The organism is Sphaerisporangium sp. NPDC051011 (assembly GCF_040653595.1).
Classification (GTDB): Bacteria; Actinomycetota; Actinomycetes; order Streptosporangiales; family Streptosporangiaceae; genus Sphaerisporangium.
This window is the reverse complement of sequence record NZ_JBFAGG010000004.1, coordinates 396,741-415,807: the sequence shown is the minus strand read 5'-3', so window position 1 is coordinate 415,807 and position 19,067 is coordinate 396,741. Positions and strand designations below refer to the sequence as shown.

Annotated in this window: 15 protein-coding genes and 1 pseudogene; 14 read left to right on the top strand and 2 right to left on the bottom strand. The window is 73.5% G+C overall.

Annotated elements, in window-relative coordinates; genetic code table 11:
• The first annotated feature begins 22 nt into the window (after nt 1-22).
• From AB0H21_RS12055 to AB0H21_RS12015, 9 genes are all read left to right on the top strand, one after another.
• Entirely contained in the window at nt 23-1,150 is a 1,128-nt protein-coding gene (locus tag AB0H21_RS12055; protein ID WP_358514971.1) for a CoA transferase, read from the top strand.
• A complete protein-coding gene (locus AB0H21_RS12050) occupies nt 1,147-1,923 on the top strand; it encodes an enoyl-CoA hydratase/isomerase family protein (protein WP_358514968.1) in 777 nt (258 codons plus the stop codon). Before AB0H21_RS12055 ends, AB0H21_RS12050 begins: the two co-directional genes overlap by 4 nt.
• Nucleotides 1,913-3,025: an aminotransferase class V-fold PLP-dependent enzyme gene (locus AB0H21_RS12045; protein WP_358514965.1), complete on the top strand. Its 1,113-nt coding sequence runs from the start codon at nt 1,913-1,915 to the stop codon at nt 3,023-3,025. Before AB0H21_RS12050 ends, AB0H21_RS12045 begins: the two co-directional genes overlap by 11 nt.
• Nucleotides 3,022-3,510: a PaaI family thioesterase gene (locus tag AB0H21_RS12040; protein WP_358514962.1), complete on the top strand. Its 489-nt coding sequence runs from the start codon at nt 3,022-3,024 to the stop codon at nt 3,508-3,510. The genes AB0H21_RS12045 and AB0H21_RS12040 overlap by 4 nt, the downstream gene beginning before the upstream one ends.
• Entirely contained in the window at nt 3,507-4,571 is a 1,065-nt protein-coding gene (locus tag AB0H21_RS12035; protein WP_358514959.1) for an ABC transporter permease subunit, read from the top strand. Before AB0H21_RS12040 ends, AB0H21_RS12035 begins: the two co-directional genes overlap by 4 nt.
• Nucleotides 4,568-5,377, top strand: a complete 810-nt coding sequence (locus tag AB0H21_RS12030; protein ID WP_358514957.1) for an amino acid ABC transporter ATP-binding protein — start codon at nt 4,568-4,570, stop codon at nt 5,375-5,377. Before AB0H21_RS12035 ends, AB0H21_RS12030 begins: the two co-directional genes overlap by 4 nt.
• Complete coding sequence (locus AB0H21_RS12025; protein ID WP_358514954.1) at nt 5,367-6,389, top strand: ABC transporter substrate-binding protein; 1,023 nt, start codon at nt 5,367-5,369, stop codon at nt 6,387-6,389. Before AB0H21_RS12030 ends, AB0H21_RS12025 begins: the two co-directional genes overlap by 11 nt.
• Nucleotides 6,386-7,240: an ABC transporter substrate-binding protein gene (locus tag AB0H21_RS12020; RefSeq protein ID WP_358514951.1), complete on the top strand. Its 855-nt coding sequence runs from the start codon at nt 6,386-6,388 to the stop codon at nt 7,238-7,240. Before AB0H21_RS12025 ends, AB0H21_RS12020 begins: the two co-directional genes overlap by 4 nt.
• A gap of 78 nt (nt 7,241-7,318) precedes the next feature.
• Nucleotides 7,319-7,771 (top strand): MarR family transcriptional regulator, encoded by a 453-nt coding sequence (locus tag AB0H21_RS12015; RefSeq protein WP_358514948.1) that lies wholly within the window; start codon nt 7,319-7,321, stop codon nt 7,769-7,771.
• Nucleotides 7,772-7,834: 63 nt separating this feature from the next.
• Here the strand turns inward: AB0H21_RS12015 and AB0H21_RS12010 are convergent, their stop codons facing one another.
• Together AB0H21_RS12010 and AB0H21_RS12005 are read right to left on the bottom strand one after the other, a co-directional pair.
• Nucleotides 7,835-9,178, bottom strand: coding sequence for a DUF2398 family protein (locus AB0H21_RS12010; RefSeq protein ID WP_358514946.1), 1,344 nt, complete (start codon nt 9,176-9,178; stop codon nt 7,835-7,837).
• A complete protein-coding gene (locus tag AB0H21_RS12005; protein WP_358514944.1) occupies nt 9,171-10,754 on the bottom strand; it encodes a TIGR02677 family protein in 1,584 nt (527 codons plus the stop codon). Before AB0H21_RS12005 ends, AB0H21_RS12010 begins: the two co-directional genes overlap by 8 nt.
• A gap of 370 nt (nt 10,755-11,124) precedes the next feature.
• Here AB0H21_RS12005 and AB0H21_RS12000 point away from each other — a divergent pair.
• From AB0H21_RS12000 to AB0H21_RS11980, 5 genes and pseudogenes are all read left to right on the top strand, one after another.
• Nucleotides 11,125-11,535 (top strand): annotated as a pseudogene (locus AB0H21_RS12000) (alpha-L-arabinofuranosidase); the annotation flags it as partial.
• Between the two features lie 80 nt (nt 11,536-11,615).
• On the top strand, nt 11,616-12,959 hold the full coding sequence (locus AB0H21_RS11995; protein WP_358514941.1) for an extracellular solute-binding protein: 1,344 nt from the start codon (nt 11,616-11,618) through the stop codon (nt 12,957-12,959).
• On the top strand, nt 12,956-13,888 hold the full coding sequence (locus AB0H21_RS11990) for a sugar ABC transporter permease (RefSeq protein ID WP_358514938.1): 933 nt from the start codon (nt 12,956-12,958) through the stop codon (nt 13,886-13,888). Before AB0H21_RS11995 ends, AB0H21_RS11990 begins: the two co-directional genes overlap by 4 nt.
• A complete protein-coding gene (locus AB0H21_RS11985; RefSeq protein ID WP_358514935.1) occupies nt 13,885-14,724 on the top strand; it encodes a carbohydrate ABC transporter permease in 840 nt (279 codons plus the stop codon). The genes AB0H21_RS11990 and AB0H21_RS11985 overlap by 4 nt, the downstream gene beginning before the upstream one ends.
• A gap of 390 nt (nt 14,725-15,114) precedes the next feature.
• Entirely contained in the window at nt 15,115-19,050 is a 3,936-nt protein-coding gene (locus AB0H21_RS11980) for a Pls/PosA family non-ribosomal peptide synthetase (protein WP_358514932.1), read from the top strand.
• The last annotated feature ends 17 nt before the right edge of the window (nt 19,051-19,067 follow it).

The following is a 19,067-nucleotide window of genomic DNA, read 5'->3' as shown; positions in this document are numbered from 1 at the left end:
CTCCGGTCCCCTGTCAGGGTGCGTGATCGTCGACTTCACCCGATTGATCGCCGGCCCGTGCGCGGGCGACCTGCTCGCCGCGATGGGAGCGGACGTGATCAAGGTCGAGGACGCCACGGGCGACCCGATGCGCGGTGCCCGCTCCCGGCGGGTCGCTCCCAGCCTGACCGCGCCCTCCTTCGCCGCGTACAACGTGCACAAACGCTCCGTCGCCCTGGACCTCAAGGATCCTGAAGGCCGGTCGGCGGCCCTGCGCCTGTGCGATCGCGCGGACGCGGTGATCTCCTCCTTCCGCCCGGGCGTCATGGAACGGCTGGGGCTGGGGGCGCGGGAGCTACGCGCCCGCAATCCCCGGCTCGTGGTGGCGCGGCTGTCGGCCTTCGGCGAGTCCGGGCCGGGGCGCGACCGTGGCGGGGTCGACATCGTGCTCCAGGCCGAATCCGGGCTCATGTCCGTCACCGGCGAGCCGGACGGGTCCCCGACCAAGGTCGGGGTGCCCATCATCGACGCGGCCTCGGCGTACGTGCTCGCCCTGGGAGTCGTCGGCGCTCTGCTGGGCCGCGAGCGCGGGACCGACCCGGGTGAGGTGACCGTGTCGATGCTGGATGTCGGGCTGCATCTGCAGGCCCAGCCGCTGGCCGAGTACCTGGAATCCGGGGTGGAGCCCGAGCGGGCCGGCAACCGCGCGCCGTACGCGGCGCCCGCCGACGTCTTCCGGGCCGCGGACGGCTCGCTCGTGCTGTCCGCCCACCTGCCGGAGCACTGGGCGAGGCTGTGCGATCTGCTGGGACGCCCGCAGTGGCGGCGGGACCCGCGCTTCGTCACGGTGGACGCCCGCGTCACCCACCGGGAGGCGCTGACCGCCGCGATCGAAGAAGTGCTGCTGGAGCACCCGGTCGAGCACTGGCTCGGCCTGTTCACCGCCGCGGGCCTGACCGCCGGCCGGATCCGCACCTACGCGGAGGTGGCCGGCGACGGTGGGCGGGGGGCCGTCCTGGACGCCGAAGACGTCGACGGCAGTCCGATCCGCCTGATCCGGTCCCCGCTGCGCTTCTCCGGATGGGACGACACCACGCTCACCCGCCGGGTCCCGCGCATCGGCGAGCACACCACGGCGATCCTCGTCGCCCAAGGCGAGGAGTCCGCATGAGTGCGGCCGAGGCCCCCATCCTGCGATCGGAGACTCTGGAAGAAGGCGTGACCGTACTGGAGATGGCCCGGCCCGACCGGCTGAACGCCATCTCCCGGGCCCTCGCCCGAGAACTCGCCGAAGCCCTGAGGCGGCTCTCCGCCGATGGCACCACCCGCGCGGTCGTCCTGACCGGGGCGGGCGAGCGGGCCTTCGGCGCCGGCATCGACGTACGCGAGCTGGCCGAGCAGACCCCCGCCGAACGCGATGAGCAGCAGCAGCTCATGATCGGGCTGCAGCGGTCGCTGAGCGACTACCCCCTGCCGACGATCGCGGCCGTCCACGGGATCGCCGCCGGCGCGTCGCTGCAGCTCGCGCTGCACTGTGACCTGCTGCTCGTCGGGCCGGGGGCGCGCCTCGGCCTGCCCGAGCTCAGCGCCGGGCTGCCCGGCATCCTGGGCGCCTGGCTGGCGCACTCACGGGTCGGGCCGCAACTCGCCGCCGACATGCTGCTCACCTCGCGATGGCTGTCGGCCGAGGAGGCCGTCACGGCCGGCCTGGCCGCGCGCCTGGTGCCCGCGGGGCAGGAACGCGCGACCGCCGTCGACCTCGCCCGGAAGATCGCCGCGCACCGGCCCGAAGCCCTGGCGGCCACGCACGCGTGGCTGCGCCGGCTACGCACCTGGGGCTCTCCGGTGACCTTCACCGGCGCCGTCGAGGCCGCCGACGAGATCCTGCGCGCGTCCAACCGATCCGCGCCGATCACGCCCCGCGGGGGCGGCCATGATGGCTGACGTCACCCCGCTCGACGTGACCGCGCTGCGGGCCGGCATACCCGCGCTTGCCAGGTTCGTCTACCTCAACACCGGGACCGCCGGGCCGCTGCCCCGCGCCGTGCGTGACGCGATGCTCGACGCTCTCGACGCCGACCTGGACAGAGGGCGCGCCTCCGCCCGGCGGTTCGCCCGGATCGCCGAGGGATTCGAGGAGGCGCGCGCCCTGCTGGCCGGCCTCGTGCGCGCCGACGCCAGGGAGGTCGCCCTGACCGGCGGCACGACCGACGGCATCGAACGCGTCCTGGCCGCGATGCCGTGGTCGCGCGGCGACCGGCTCGTGACGTCCCCTCTGGAGCACCCGGACGTCCTGGAGGCCGCACGCGCCACCGCGCGCCGGTACGACCTGGATCTCGTGGTGGCCGGGACGGCCGGCCAGACCCCGGAGGAGATCGCGGAGGCCCTGGTCACCGCGACCCGGGGAGCCCGGCTCGTCGTCGTCTCCCACGTCACTTACGGGGCCGGAGTTGTGCTGCCGATCGGGCGCATCGCGGCGGCGGCGCGGGCGCGAGGAGCGCTGGTGCTGGTCGACGGCGCTCAGGCGGCCGGCGCGCTGGACGTCGACGTCCACGCCCTGGGCGCCGACTTCTACGCCTTCCCCGGGCAGAAGTGGCTCCTGGGTCCCGAAGGCACCGGAGCCCTGGTCGTCACCCGTGCGGCGGACCGCCGTCCCGCCTCCGCCTTCGAGCCGGTCACGAAGTCGGCGATGCTCTGGGCCGGGCTGCGCGCCGCCGTGCGGTGGCGCGTGGAGCACGGCCACGAACGCCTCGTCGAGGCCGTGCGGCGGGGCGCCGAACTGGCGCGCGCCCAGTTGGCCGCCATCCCCGGCGTGCCGGTGCTGACACCGGCCCGGCACGCCGGCCTGGTGGCCTTCCGGCTGCCCGGCGCCGACCCGCTCGCCGTCGCCGCCGCGCTGGGCGCCCGCCGGATCGCCACGCGGGGCATCCCCGAGATCGGCGCCGTACGCCTGTCCTGCGGCCCCTTCACCACCGACGGCGAGCTCACCTTCGCGGCCGAGACGGTGCGGAGCCTGGCCCTGGAGAAGGCGGTGAGCGCGCAGTGAGCACGCCTCCCGCGCTCGGCGAACCGCTGCTGCGCGACAGGCTCGGCATCGAGGTGCTGTCCGCCACACCCTCCCGCGTTACCGCTCGAATGCCCGTGCGCGGCAACCGGCAGCCCAGCGGGCTGCTCGCCGGAGGCGCCTCGTGCATGCTCGCCGAGAGCACCGCGTCACTGGCCGCGAACCTGCACGCCGCCGCGCTCGGCGCGAGCGCCGTCGGGCTGGAGCTCAACGCCAGTCACCATCGCGCGGTCCGCTCCGGGAGCGTCACCGCGCTGGCCACCGCCATCCGCCTGGGGCGGCGGGTGGCGAGCTACGACGTGGTCATCACCGACGACGCCGGCGAACAGGTGTGCACGGCCAGGGTGACCTGCCTCATCGTCGGCGCGCCGGAGAACCCGGCGAACGCCCGGCACATCACCTCCGCGACGCCCGCGGGGGAACCGGAGGCGTCGCGCCACGCCTCGTCGCAGGAGACACCGCGATGAGCGCCCGCGACATCCCGCTCGAACCCGCGGCCGCAGTGCCGGAGACCATGCCGGAGACCGTGCCCGAGACCGTGCCCGAACAGGCCCGGCCCAGACCGCGGACCCGCGCCGGACTGGCCGGGTCCGCTCCCGGGACCGGTCTCGCGCCCGGAGTGCCCCGTCCGGACACCCCCATACCGGCGGGCAGGGCCCACCCCTGGCGGTGGGCCGCCGGTGCGCTCGCCCTGGCGATCGTCGGAGCGGGCGGCTACTCCCTGGCGCACAACCGCGCCATGCAGTGGGACGTCGTCGCGCAGTACCTCCTGGCCACACCGGTACTGGAAGGGCTGTGGCTGACCGTATGGCTCACCCTGCTCGTGACGACGCTGGGGTTCCTCGCGGGCATCGGCGTGGCCGCCATGCGGCTGTCGGCCAACCCCGTCCTGCGGATGATCGGCGTGGCGTACGTCTGGTTCTTCCGGTCGGTGCCCGTCCTGGTGCAACTCCTGTTCTGGTTCAACATCGGCTACCTGTATCCCACCCTGTCCCTCGGGATCCCCGGCGGGCCGACGCTGATCTCGGGCAGCGCCAACGACCTGATCAGCGCCACGACCGCGGCCGGGCTCGGGCTCACGCTGCACGAGGCCGCGCACGCCGGCGAGATCATCCGCGGCGGCATCCTCGCCGTCGATCCGGGCCAGGTCGAGGCCGGCACGGCGCTCGGACTGAGCCGATCACGAATCTTCCGCCGGGTCGTGCTGCCGCAGGCGATGCGCGGCATCGTCCCAGCGACCGGCAACCTGCTCATCGGCACGCTCAAAGGCACCTCGATGGTGAGCGTGATCGCGGTGAACGACCTGCTCTATTCCGTGCAGTTCATCTACAACCGCACCTACGCCATCGTGCCGCTGCTCACGGTGGCCACCGCGTGGTACCTCATCGTGACCTCACTGCTGTCGGCCGCGCAGTACCACGTGGAGCGTCACTTCGCGCGGGGGGCGCGGCGCGAGCCGTCCCCGTCGCCGTGGCGGCGGCTGCGCACGCTCGGGCGTGGGGCGCGGACCGCGTGGAGGAGCCGATGAGCGAGCATCCCATGATCCGCCTGGTCGACCTGCACAAGAGCTATGCCGGCACACCCGTGCTGCGCGGAGTGGATCTGGAGGTCGCGCGCGGCGAGGTGGTCTGCCTCATCGGGGCATCGGGGTCGGGCAAGAGCACACTGCTGCGCTGCGTCGACCACCTCGAAGTGCCCGACGCAGGATTCGTCGAGGTGGACGGCGAGCTGATCGGCCACCACCCCGCCGGCCCCGGCCGCCGATTGCGTGCCCTTCCCGAGCGGCGCATCCGCCGCCAGCGCGCGGGCATCGGCATGGTGTTCCAGAGCTTCAACCTCTTCACCAACCTCACGGCCCTGGAGAACGTGGTGGAGGCGCCGACCTCCGTACGCGGCCTGTCCCGGGCCGAGGCGGCCCGGGAGGCCCGAGAGCTGCTGGCCCAGGTCGGCCTCGCGGGCAGGGAGGACAGCTACCCGCGCCAGCTTTCCGGCGGCCAGCAGCAGCGGGTCGCGATCGCGCGGGCGCTGGCGATGCGGCCGAAGGTCATGCTGTTCGACGAGCCGACCAGCGCCCTGGACCCGGAACTGGTCGCCGAGGTCCTGAACACGATCCAGACCCTCGCGGGCCGTGGCATGACGATGCTCGTCGTGACCCACGAACTGGCCTTCGCCCGAGATGTCGCCGACCGGGTCGCGTTCGTCGACCAGGGCCGCATCCTCGAACTCGGCCCCCCGCAGTCCGTCCTTACGAACCCCCGCCACACGCGTACCCGAGCCTTCCTGGGCCGCCTGGCCCGCCCCCAGACCCCGGCAGGGAGCCGAGATGACCGATGAGACCACCACGATCTGGTACACGCGCTGCCCCGTGCCGACCGCCTCCGGGATCGCGCTGGACACCGGCCGCCTGGCCGCCTCGCTGTCGGCCGCCGGGCTCGCCGTGGCCCCGATACAACAGGCGGGCTTGGACGAGGCGCACTTCGACCACCGGCTCCCGGCCCTGTTCCGCGAGGGCGGCAACGTGCCGGCGTTGTGGGCACGCTCGCGCGGGGAACGCACCCGCCTCGTCGGCCTGACCTGGGTCCCCGAGCTGCAGGCGATCGTCACCCGCCCTGGCACCGGCGTCACCGGCCTCGACGACCTGAGAGGGCGGCGCCTGATCCTGCCCACGCACGGCGGTGAACGCGTGGACTTCTTCCGGGCCATGGCCCTGCGCGGGTTCGAGGCCGCCCTGCGGCACGCGGGCCTGTCGCTGGACGACGTGCGGCTCGTCGACGCCCCCGCCCCGCTGCCGGGGACCCGGGATGTCGGCGCCGACGGCTTCTACCGCGCCACCGTCACCGCACTGCACGCGGGCCTCGGCGACGTCGCGTACGTGAAAGGCGCCCCCGGGGCCGATGTGATCGCCCGCGACGGCCTCGTGTGCCTCCACGACCTCACCGATACGGACGATCCGCGGCTGCAGGTCAACAACGGCACCCCGCGGACGCTGACGGTCAGCGAGGACCTCCTGGCCCGCCGTCCCGACGTCGTCGCCCGCTACATCGGGGCGCTGCGCCAGGCGGCGCGATGGGCCGCCACCCATCCACACGACACCGCGCGGATCGTCGCCGCCGAGACCGGCTCCACCCTCGCCGGCGTCGCCCGCGCCTACGGCGGCGCGCTGCACCACCGCCTCGAACCCGAGCTCGTGCCCGAATGGATCGATCATCTCGACGACCAGAAGCGCTTCCTGCTGCGCCACGGCGTGATCCCCCGCGACTTTGAGATCGGCGAGTGGATCGATCCGGGTCCGCTCGCCGCATCGGACGCCTACCTCTCCCCCGAGACGACGGAGGTCATCTCATGAGCATCACCATCGGTACCCACCCCAACAACCTGGCCACCTGGATCCTGAGCCACGTGGAGGCACTGCAGGAACCGCTGCGCCGCACGAGCGGGGAGGTCCGGTTCGTCCGCTACGACGACGGGCGCCGCACCACCACGCTCCTCGTCGAGGAGACGATCGACGTGGGCGCGACCGGGTCCACGCCACCGATCGTGGCCCAGGCGCAGGACCTGGACGTCGTCTACCTGGCCGCTTCCGCACCCCACCCGGACCCGGGAGGCATCGTCGTGCCGGCGGACTCGCCGATCCGCGATCTGGCCGGCCTGCGGGGACGGAGCATCGCCTTCACCGTGGGGTCCTGGCAGACGCACGCGCTGGCCGTGGCGGTCGACCGGGCGGGCCTAGCCTGGGACGACGTGACGATCGTGGACGTCCCGGCGACCGCCCGCGGCGAGGACTTCCTGGCCGCCGGGACCGACGCCTGGCTCGTGGTCGACCCGGCCTACAGCGGCCTGCGCCGGCTCACCGACGTACGCGTCGTCGCGCCGACACACGACCTGGTGCGCAACCGCTCGGTGTTCTTCGGCCGCGGCGGCTGGGTACGCGAGCATCCCACCGAAGCCCAGGCCTTCGTCGAGGCCGTCACCGCCACCGAGGCGTGGGCCGCCGCACACCCGGACGAGGTCGCCTCCCTGCTCTCGCGCAGCAGCCGCGGCGGCAGCCCGGAGACCTGGCGCGCCGCCCTGGCCACGCGGCACTGGGGCGTGCACGCCGTGGACGAGGACTTCCTGGCCGAGCAGCAACACGCGGCCGACCTCTTCCACCGCTTCGGCGTGATCCCGAAGCGGATCACCGTGGCGGCGGCACGATGAAACGGCGGCGGGGCGTGCGACGAGCAGCGCGTCCCGCCGTTGTACCTTCCCTACGTGTCGAAGACTTCGGAGAGGAAGATGGACGATGCCATCTCCCCACAGCAACTGCGGTTACTGTACGCGATCGGCCGCCTCGATCGCGGCATCCAGCGGGAGCTCGAGCAGGGGCTGAAACCGCTCGGACTGTCCCCCCACCAGTACGCGACGCTGACGGTGCTCCGCGCGCGCAGCGGCCTCAGCAACGCCCAGCTCGCCCGCCGCGCGTACGTCACCCCCCAGGCCATGAGCCAGGTCCTCGCCTCGCTCCTCGACGCAGGCCTCGTCTCGCGCACGCCGTCCGACGACAACCAGCGCGTGCTCGAAACCCGGCTCACCCCCGAGGGGCTGAAGGTCACGGCCACGTGCGATCAGATCGCCGACGAGATCGAGGATCGCATGCTCGAAGGCGTCCCGCAGGCCGAGCGCCACGCCCTGCTGGCCGCCGTCCGCGCCTGCGTGCAACGGATCAACGCCGGCCTGCCCGGCGCCTGAGACGAATGATCCCCACGGCCTGACCCGCCCGGGCGGCATCCGCTTCACCGTTTCTTCCGCCGGTCAGTCCGAGGCGCCTGCTTCGAAGATGTCGAGCTGGCCCTTGGCCGGGGACGGGATCGCGAGGGTGATGTTGCGGTAGCGGACGGCGGCCGGCAGAACGTGGGCGCCGCCGGGCACCGGGCGGATCAGGCGGAGGTCGGCGAGCAGGACGAGCGCGGCGTCGAGCAGGCCGTACGGGTCCTGCTGCCAGGCGCCGGTGAAGGACGCCGCGCCGAACTTCTCGTACAGCTCCTGGATCAGCTCCTCCAGCCGGTGCCGTTCCAGGAACGCCAGCGGCTCGGGGCGGGACGGCGGGGCGGGGACGCGTTCGGGCGGCGACCACGCGAGGTCGCGGACGACCCCGGCCTCGGGAAGCGCGGCGTCCACGCGCGCGAGCAGGTCCGCCTGCACCTCGGACTCGACCGGCGGCTCGGCCCACGCCAGGGCGTCCTCCTCCAGGAGGTCGGCGATCCTGGCCAGCAGGAGTCCGGCCGCCCGGTTGACGACCCCGCCCCTGCCGGGGAACGGCTTGTCGGTGAAACGCCCGCCCGGGTCGGCCAGCAGGACGCCCTCGGCCCGGCGTTCCACGACGAGGCCGGTGAGCCGGGCGAGGTTGTCGGTGACGTCGTCGCGGCGCAGCACGGCGGCGGCCTCGGCGTCCAGGTCTGCGTAGTAGACCACCGGGCGCTCCAGCAGCAGCCTGCGCACCCGGGCCTCGGGCGAGCCGCCGAGGCCGTCGAGCAGGCCCGCGGCGCTGGTCAGGTGCTGCACGGGCCGCGGCGGCCTGAACAGGGCCGCGCACACGTCGTGGTCGACGTCGTAGAGGGCGTCGCCGCCCTCGTCGCGGGCCCACGCCTCGGCCGAGCCGTCCGACAGGGTCAGCGCCCCGCGCTCGACCAGCCAGCCGACGACGTCCACCACCGCGCCCTTGTGGCCGGGGACCACCGGGTCGAAGCCGAGGCCCGCGATCGAGTTGGCGACCGGCGCGAACAGGCGGACCAGGTCGGCCAGGCTGATCTCGACGCGCGACCGCTGGAAGGAACCGAGGATCAGGCACAGGTAGGCCAGCCGCCTGCGGTCGAACGGCCTGCCCGCCCTGCTGGTGAAGATCTTGCCGCGTGAGGGGTCCAGGGCGTCCAGCCGGCGGATCAGCCGCACCTGGCGGGTCGTCGCGATGAGCGTGTAGCCGAACAGGTCGCGGAAGTCGCGGGTGAGCTGGTCGGCCCAGGGCAGCACCCGGTCCAGCATCCCCGGCCGGGGGTGGACGGCCGTGATCAGGTCGCTGGTGAGCACGAGCCGGACGGCGTCCTGGTAGGTGCCGAGGTCGCCGGGGGCGACGTCCGCGGCCGCGCGCGGCTCAGCCATCGGAGCCCCCGGCGCGCGGGACCAGGCGCAGCGAGAACCCCGGCAGGTGCAGGACGCCGTGCGGGGTGCGGACCGCGCTGCCCTTCGGATCCGGGACCAGCCGCATGACGACGGTGCCCTCGCTTCCCGCCCCGGAGCCGAGCCGCCCGGAGACGACCGTCCTGGCCTCCAGCGCGCGGGTGAGCAGCGTGAGCAGCACCCGGGTCTCGGCCTCGTCCAGGGCCCTGTCGTGGGCGCCGCCGTGCGCGAGGCTGTCGGCGGCGGCGCGCTCGGCCGCCCGGGCCGCGACCTGCAGCCGCCGCAGATCCGCCCGCATCCGCGTGTCCACCCGGACGGGCTGGGGCAGCCCCGGGCCCGCCTGCCGCCCGGTGCGGAACTGCGTGAGCGCGACCTCGATGCCGGGCGCCTCCCACCATGTGGCCCGGGGCGAGATCTGCTCGGCGTCGTCGTGGGCGCCGCCCAGATGCCGTGCCGATCCGACGTTGAACGCCGCGGCCATCAGCGCGTGGGCGGCGTCCTCGTCGGGGGTGTTGAACGTCCACTCGGCGAGGTGCCGCAGCTCGGAGACACGGTTCACGCCGCCGCGCCGTGCCTCGGTGAGCTGCCGCAGCAGGGCGATCACGCCCGAGACGGCCGAGCGGGTGGCTCGGCGCAGGTCGGCGGCGCCGGACTCGGCGTCGGGCGTCGCGGTGAACCACGCGCGCAGCGTCTCCCACCGGCGGCGCCAGTCCTCGACGCGCTCGGCTCCGCCCAGGAACGGGCGGTCGTCGGCGGCGGCCGCCCGGGCCGGCATCGTGGCGACGCCGCTCGCCTCGACGTCGCGCACGGCCCGGTCGAGCCGGGGCAGGTAGCGGTCGAGCTCGGCCATGAAGTCGCTCATGTGCGTGAGCAGGGCGTTCTTGTAGCGCAGGAACAGCTCCGGCGAGGCCTCCGTCGAGGTGACGATCTCGCCGAGGGTGACGTGGAAGTGGGCGGACCGGCGCACCATGTCCTCCATGACCTGGTCCAGCCGGGAGAGCCGCCGGTAGACCTGCCGCTCGTCGCCGGCGCGGTTCGCCTCGGCGAGCGACCGCAGGTCGTCCAGGATGTCGGAGAACACCAGCCGGGACAGGTTCGCGTCCTCGACCCGCGCGGCGAGCACGTCCTCGACGGCGAGGAACGCCCGGTAGCCGAGCTCACTGAACTGGTAGACGGACTGCCGGTTGCGGTAGCGCGCCAGGGACCCGGCCCGAGAGGCGTCCTCCAGCCGGTGGATGATGCGGTCGGCGGCCAGCGAGTCCAGCCGGTCGCGCAGGGACGCGCCGGGCTCGGGTACGTCGTCGTGGGCCGGCGCGAGCTCGGCCAGGGCCGCCGCCACGTCGTCGGTGTCGACCCGGACCCGGTGGACCGCCCGCAGCCGGTCCATCGCCCGCAGCACCCACAGGTAGACGATGTAGTCGTCGCGCTGCGTGAAGTTGAACAGCCGGAACCTGTCGCCGACCGCGGGCGCGTTCAGGTCGAGCGCGCGCCGTGCGCGATCCGTCCGCCGTGCCGGTCCTGTCGGCCGTGCCGGCCGCCCGCTCGTCGCATCCCCCATGACAGGGGCAAGTATCCCGCAAACGGGGGCCGCGCCCGACCCGTACCCTGCGGTGGCCGCCCGCGCGGCGCGTGCCGGACGGCCGCGGCAGCGGAGTCCTGCCGCGGCCGTCGCGATATGTCACATCATGCGAGCGGGCTCAGCGACGCGGGTGCGGCCGAGGCCGATGAGGTGCTCGGTGACGTCCCGGGCGGCGCCGACATTGTGGGCGCCCCCTCCTGTCACGAAGCCGGTCTCGGGCTACGACCGTACCGGCGCCGCGGAACGTAACGGCACGGTATCGACCAGATCAGCCCCTGTTTACTACGTTGGAACAACGTTGTACAAACACATACCACCGAACCGTGCGACGACACAGGGAGGTCGCGCCTTGGCACCGGCTGCTCATATCACCCTGGACCCCTCCTTCCGGATCGGACCCGTGGAACCACGGCTGTTCGGCTCGTTCGTCGAGCACATGGGCCGTTGTGTCTACACCGGCGTCTTCGAGCCGGGCCACCCACGCGCCGACGCGGACGGCTTCCGCACCGATGTGCTGGAGCTGACCCGCGAGCTCGGCGTGACCCTGGTGCGCTACCCGGGGGGCAACTTCGTCTCCAACTACCGATGGGAGGACGGCGTCGGCCCGGTCGAGGACCGGCCCGCGCGCCTCGACCTCGCCTGGCGGAGTCTGGAGGACAACAGATTCGGGCTCAACGAGTTCATGGCCTGGGCGGTCAAGGCCGGCGTCCAGCCGATCATGGCACTCAACCTGGGCAAGGGCACGGGCCTCGCCCTCGACGGCCGCCGCGCCACCCTCACGCTTCCGCCGGTTTCTTGGACTATTGTCCGCTTCGCTCCCCTCACCGCCAGGAGTGCACTATGACCCGTCCCCTGTCCCGCCGTTCCTTCCTCGGCATGTCCGGGGCCGTCGGGCTGTCCGCGACCCTGGCCGCCTGCGGCGGCGGCACCAAGATCGGCGCGCCGGACGCCGGCTCGCCGGCCTCGGCCGCCCCCACTTTCTCCGGCGGCGAGTACAACGGGCCCAAGGTCACCCTGGAGTTCTGGAACGGCTTCACCGGAGGCGACGGCCCGCACTTCCGGGCCATGCTGGACGCCTTCAACAAGGAGTACGCCGGCCGGATCGAGGTCCGCAACGTCACCCGCCGCTGGGAGGACCTCTACCCGGCGCTGCCCACGGCCATCGCCGCCGGCAAGGGGCCGGACGTGGCGGTCATCCATATCGACTGGATCGGCACCTTCGCCGCCCGCTCGGTGCTCACCCCGCTGGACGACGTCGTCGCCGCGCTCAAGCTCAGCGACGCCGACTTCATCCCCGCCATCTGGAACGCGGGCGTCTACGACGGCAAGCGCTACGCCGTCCCACTGGACATCCACTGCCTCGGCGACTACTGGAACATGGCGCACCTGGAGAAGATCGGCCTGACGGACGCGCCCAGCGACAAGGCGGGCTACGAGGGCGCCCTCGCCGAACTGGCCAAGGCCGGGGTCGCCCAGCCGTTCTGGATGCCGAACAAGTGGCCCGCCCATCTGATGTTCATGTCGCTGCTGTGGCAGAACGGCGGCGAGCTGTACAGCCAGGACGGCACCAAGACCCTGTGGGGCGGGGCCGAGGGCGAGCAGGCGCTGGCCTGGATGATCGAGCAGATCGACAAGGGCTACAGCCCGGACAAGGTCGCCATCGACAGCCAGTACGCCGCGTTCAAGAACGACAAGGTGAGCTTCACCTGGGACGGCATCTGGCAGATCAACGACCTGAAGGCCAACGCCCCGAGCCTGAAGTGGGGCCTGTCCCCGGTGCCGGCCATCGGCTCCAGCCCGGCGGTGTGGAGCTCCTCGCACAACTTCGTCATGACCGCCCAGGCGGCCAAGGACGCCGACAAGGTGCAGGCGGCGAAGTTCTTCATCGACCACATCAGCCGCCAGTCCACCGAGTGGGCCAAGGCCGGGATGATCCCCGCCCGCAACTCGGTCCGCCAGGACCCGTCGATCGCCGACCTGCCGCAGATCAAGCTGGCCGCCGACCCGGGCGTCTTCCACTTCCTGCCCGCGCTGCCCGGCGTCGGCGACGTGCAGTCCAAGGCCCTGGAGCTGGCCGTGGCCAAGGCGGTGCTCAAGCAGGCATCCCCGGCGGACGCGCTGAAGGAGGGCGTGGCGACGGCCGACAAGCTCCTGGCCGAGAACAAGAGGAAGTACACGCAGTGAGCGTGCTCACCCGCACGGAGCGGCTCGCGGGGGCGCCCGCCGCCCCCGCGAGCCGCGCCCGCCGCATGCGCTGGTGGACGCCGTACGCCTTCCTCGCCCCGTACCTGGTGCTGTTCGCCGTGTTCATGGTGCTGCCGATCGGGTTCGGGTTCTACACCAGCCTCCATGAGTGGGACATCAGCCTGCCGGCCAAGCCGTTCGTGGGCCTGGACAACTACGCCGAGCTGTTCGACCCCTCCAGCGTGGACGGCTCGCGCTTCTGGTCGGCGATGCGGGCGACCGGGATCTTCACCGTGTTCTCCGTGCCTCTGCTGATCCTGCTGCCGCTGCTGGTGGCCCTGCTGATGAACGGCCGGTTCCGGGGCCGCAACCTCTACCGCGCCGTCTACTTCGCCCCCTACGTGCTGGGCGTGGCCGTGGTCGGCTTCGTCTGGCGCTACCTGCTGGACGGCAACATCGGCCTGGTCAACCACTACCTGGGCCTGTCCGTCCAGTGGACCACCGACACCCCGCCGGCCTGGATCGCGCTGGTCGGCGTCACCGTGTGGTGGACCCTCGGCCTGAACGCCGTCATCTTCCTGGCCGGGCTGCAGGACATCCCCCACGAGTTGTACGAGGCGGCCATGGTGGACGGCGCCGGCCCGCTGTCCCGGTTCCGCGCGGTGACCGTCCCCGGGCTGCGGCCGGTCATGGTCTTCGTGGTCAACGCCACGATCCTCGCCTCGGCCAACATGTTCGGCCAGTCCTACCTGATCACCGCAGGGGCGCCCGCGGACGAGACCAAGACGGCGATCTACCTCATCGCCGAGACCGGCCTGCGGCGGTTCGACATGGGCACCGCGTCGGCGATGAGCTTCATCCTCGCCGGGTTCCTGATGTGCGCCTCGGCCCTGGTCTTCGGCGCCTTCCGCGACAGGAGGAAGCCATGACGTCCACGGCCCCGCGGCGGGTGCGGCGCGCACTGCTCCACCTGGTGCTGGCCGTCGTCGCCGCGCTCTACATCAGCCCGCTGGTGTACATGCTGCTCACCTCGTTCAAGACCCGCGAGGGCGCCGGGTCGACCGAGCCGCAGTGGATCCCGAGCCCCGCCACGCTCGGCGCCTACCGGGAGATCCTGAGCGGCTCCGACAGCCCGATCCTCACCTGGTTCGCCAACAGCCTGATCGCGGCGACCGGTCACGCCGTCCTGGTGCTGCTCACCGCGGCCCCGGCCGCGTACGCGCTCGCGCGGCTGCGCTTCCGCGGCCGGTCGGCGATCTTCACGGTGATCGTCGCGACGCTGTTCGTGCCCCCGGTGGTGCTGCTCATCCCGAACTTCCTCATCGTCAACGAGCTGTCCTGGGTGGACAGCCTGCCCGCGGTCATCGTGCCCGCGGCGGCGGGCGCCTTCGGGGTGTTCTTCCTGCGGCAGTTCTTCCTCACGCTGCCCGGCGAGCTGGAGGAGGCGGCCGAGCTGGACGGGTGCAACCGCTGGCAGATCTTCACCTCGATCGCGCTCCCGCTGGCCAGGCCCGCGCTGGTCACGCTGTTCCTGCTGTCGTTCCTGACCAACTGGAACGACTTCCTGTGGCCCATCTACGTGCTGCTCAACCCGGACTCGCTCACGCTGCCCGCCGGCCTCGGCAACTTCCAGAGCGCCAACAGCATCCGCTACGACCTGCTCATGGCCGGCGCGGTGATCGCGAGCCTGCCGGTGATCCTGCTGTACCTGGTGGCGCAGCGCTGGGTCATCGAAGGCATCTCCCGGTCCGGCCTCAAGGGGTAGGCGCGGGGCGGCCATCACGCAGAGCGAGCCCCGCCCACCCTTTGTCACGACGGCCGACCGGCAGCGCGACCTGGCCGAGGCGTTCCTGCCACAGGGACCGATAGCCCCTCCGCGACCAGCGAGTGGGGGTCAGGGTGGTGATCCCGGCGAGCGCCAGGGCTTCCGGTACGACTCTTCAGGCTATCGTTCGCGGGGTCTCCGGCGATCACCGGCAAAGCGAAATATATGATTGTTCGGGAAATGTTCATGTACGCGTGGCGCGGAGCGTCACGGCGGCCCCGATGCGCGTCCGAGGTTCCCGGTCTTCGAAGGGAAACGCGCAGGTCACGGTGACCCGGGGGTCGCGTCGTCGACGCTTGGGGTGATTTCTTGCCGCCGAACGGTGGATCCGTGCTGCCTGACGCCGTCCCGTCTCTCGATGAGGCCCTGATTCCTTCCGGCGAGGCCCTCCCTCCGCCCGCCGAGGCCGTGTACCTGTCCGAGGGGGAAACGCCGCCCGCGCGCACGCTCGTGGAGGTCCTGGAGGAGACGACCCGGGCGCACCCCGGCGAGCCGGCCCTGGACGACGGTCGTGCGGTGCTCTCCTACGCCGAGCTCCGTGAGCAGGTCGAGAGCCTTGCCGGGTGGCTCCGCTCCGCCGGGGCGGGGCCGGGCGCGCGGGTGGGCGTGCGCGTCCCGTCCGGAACCGCCGACCTGTACGTCGCGATCCTCGCGGTGCTCACCGCGGGCGCGGCGTACGTGCCGGTGGACGCCGACGACCCGGACGAGCGCGCCGAGGTGGTCTTCGGCGAGGCGGGCGTCCGCCTGGTGATCGGCGAGGGCCGCGCGCTGACGTTCCGCGGCGGCGAGCCCGCCGGACCGTCCACGGCGGGATCCGGGCGGGCGCCGCGGCCGGAGGACGACGCGTGGGTCATCTTCACGTCCGGGTCCACCGGGAAGCCCAAGGGGGTCGCGGTCAGCCATCGCAGCGCCGCCGCGTTCGTGGACGCCGAGGCCCGGTTGTTCCTCCAGGACGCTCCCCTCGGGCCCGGGGACCGGGTGCTGGCCGGGCTCTCGGTCGCGTTCGACGCCTCCTGCGAGGAGATGTGGCTGGCGTGGCGGCACGGCGCGTGCCTGGTCCCGGCGCCGCGCGCGCTGGTGCGCACGGGCATGGACCTCGGCCCCTGGCTGGTCGAACGCGGCGTCACGATCGTGTCGACGGTCCCCACGCTGGCGGCGTTATGGCCGGTGGAGACCCTGGACGAGGTCCGGCTGCTCATCTTCGGCGGCGAGGCGTGCCCACCCGAACTGGCCGAGCGCCTCAGCGTCCCCGGGCGCGAGGTCTGGAACACCTACGGCCCGACCGAGGCCACCGTCGTCGCCTGCGCGGCGCCGCTGGGCGGGCCGGGTCCGGTGCGCATCGGCCTGCCGCTGCACGGCTGGGACCTCGCGGTGGTCGGCCCGGACGGCCGGCCCGTCGCCTCCGGTGAGACGGGCGAGCTGGTCATCGGCGGCGTCGGCCTGGCACGCTACCTCGACCCGGTCAGGGACGCCGAGAAGTACGCGCCGCTGCCGTCCCTCGGCTGGCAGCGGGCCTACCGCAGCGGCGACCTGGTCGTCGCCGACCCCGAAGGGCTGATCTTCGTGGGGCGCGCCGACGACCAGGTCAAGCTGGGCGGGCGCCGCGTCGAGCTCGGCGAGATCGACGCCGCGCTGAGCGCCCTGCCCGGCGTCGCCGGCGCGGCGGCCGCCGTCCGCGCCACGGCGGGCGGCCACCGGCTCCTGGTCGGGTACGTCGTGCCCGGTGACCCGGGCGCGTTCGACGCGGCGGCGGCACGTGAGCGGCTGGCGGGCGCGCTGCCCGCGGCGCTCGTGCCGCGCCTGGCCGTCGTGGACGCCCTGCCCACGCGGACCTCGGGGAAGATCGACAGGGCCGCGCTGCCCTGGCCGGTCGCGGCCCTGGACGCGGGCACGTCCACCGGCGACCCGGGCGAGATGACCGAGACGGAGCGGTGGCTGGCCGAGCGGTGGCAGGAGGTGCTCGGCGATCGGGTCACCGGACCGGGGGCCGACTTCTTCACCGCCGGGGGCACCAGCCTGGCGGCGGCCCGCCTGGTGTCCGCGCTGCGCGCCCGCCACCCGTCCGTCGCGGTCGCGGACCTGTACGACCGTCCGACGCTGCGGGGCCTGGCCGCCCGGCTGGACGAGCTGGCAGCGGCCCACGACCACGAGAACGCGGACGACGGCCGCACGGTGGCGCCGGTGCCGCTGCGCGCGTCGCTGACCCAGACGGCGCTGACGCTGCCGCTGCTGACGGTCCGCGCGATGCCGTGGCTGATCGGCGCGGCCGCGGCCGGCAACCTGCTCGACTCGCCCTGGACGCCGGCGATCTCGTGGTGGTGGGTGCTCGCCGGGGTCCTGCTGTTCATGACGCCGTTCGGACGCCTCGGCCTGGCCGCGGCGACCGCCCGGCTGCTGCTGCGCGGCCTGCGGCCCGGCCACTACCCGCGCGGCGGGGCCGTCCACCTGCGCATCTGGTTCACCGAGAAGCTCACCGAGATGCTCGGCGTCGCGGGGATCTCCTCGGCGCCGTGGATCGCCTACTACGCGCGGGCGCTCGGCGCGCAGGTCGGCCAGGACGCCGACCTGCACACGCTTCCCCCGGTCACCGGCATGCTGCGCCTCGGCAGGGGCGCGGCGATCGAACCCGAGGTCGACCTGACCGGCCACTGGCTGGACGGGGACGTGCTGCACGTCGGCGAGATCCGGGTCGGCGCGGGGGCCGGGGTCGGCGCCCGCTCCACGCTGCTGCCGGGGACCAGGATCGGCAAGAACGCCCACATCGCCCCCGGCTCGTCGGTGAGCGGGCCCGTCCCGGCCGGGGAGCGCTGGGCGGGCGCCCCCGCGACGCGGCAGGGCAAGGCCGCCCCGCGCACGGCCCGTCCACCGCGCCTGCGCCGCTGGACCGCGATCTACGGCGTGTCGGCGTCGCTGCTCGGCCTGGTGCCGCCGGTCGCCGCGGTCCCGGGGCTGGCCGTGCTCGGCGCCGCCGTCCAGGACTCCCCCGGTCCGGTCGCGGCGCTCGGCCCGGCCCTGCTCGCCGTTCCGGTCGCCACCGTCGTGTCGATGGCGGCCATGGCGCTGCTCCTGCTGGTGCTCGTCCGGCTGCTCGGCATCGGCCTGCGCGCGGGCGACCACCCCGTGCACAGCCGCACGGCCTGGCAGGCGTGGGCCACCGAGCGGCTGATGGCGATGGCGCGGGTGTGGCTGTTCCCGTTGTACGCGAGCATGTTCACGCCGCTGTGGCTGCGGGCGCTGGGCATGAGGGTGGGACGCCGGACCGAGCTGTCCACGGTGCTGGCGCTGCCGAAGATGACCGCGGTCGGCGACGGCGCGTTCCTGGCCGACGACACCATGATCGCGCCGTACGAGCTGGCGGGCGGGTGGATGCGCGTCGACCACGTGCGCATCGGCAAGCGGGCGTTCGTCGGCAACTCGGGCATGACCGCGCCGGGACGCAAGGTGCCCAAGGACGGCCTCGTCGGGGTGCTGTCGGCCGCGCCGAAGAAGGCCAAGGCGGGTTCGTCGTACCTGGGGATGCCCCCGGTGAAGCTGCGCAGGACCGCGCAGCGGGCGGACACGAGCCGCACCTACGACCCGCCGGCCCGGCTGCGGGTGGCCCGCGCGCTGGTGGAGCTGTGCCGGGCGGTCCCGGCGATGGCGACGGTCGCGCTCGGCGTCGCGGTCCTGGCGGCGTTCCTGTGGCTGGCGGCGACGGCCGGCTTCGCGGTCGCCGCGCTACTCGGTGGGTTCGTGCTGGCGGGGGCCGGGGTCGTGGCGGGCGCCGTCGCGGTCGCGGCCAAGTGGGCGCTTCTGGGCCGGATCAGCCCGGGCGACCGGCCGCTGTGGAGCTCGTTCGTGTGGCGCAACGAACTGGCGGACAACTTCGTCGAGGTGCTGGCCGCGCCGTGGTTCGCGACACCGTGGCTCGGCACCGCGCCGTTCAACGCGTGGCTGCGCGCGCTCGGCGCCCGGGTCGGCCGCGGCGTGTGGTGCGAGACGTACTGGCTGCCCGAGATCGACCTGGTCAGCCTGGGCGACGGGACCTCGGTGAACCGGGGCTGCGTACTCCAGACCCACCTGTTCCACGACCGCGTCATGAGCATCGATACAGTCGAGCTGGCGGAGGGCTCCACGCTGGGCCCGCACGGGGTGGTGCTGCCCGCGGCCACGGTCGGGAGCAACACCACGATCGGCCCCGCGTCCCTGGTGATGCGCGGCGAGTCGCTGCCCGCGCGGACCCGCTGGTACGGCAACCCGGTCGCGGCCTGGCACAGCGCCGCGTGACCGGCATCGAGGGGAGG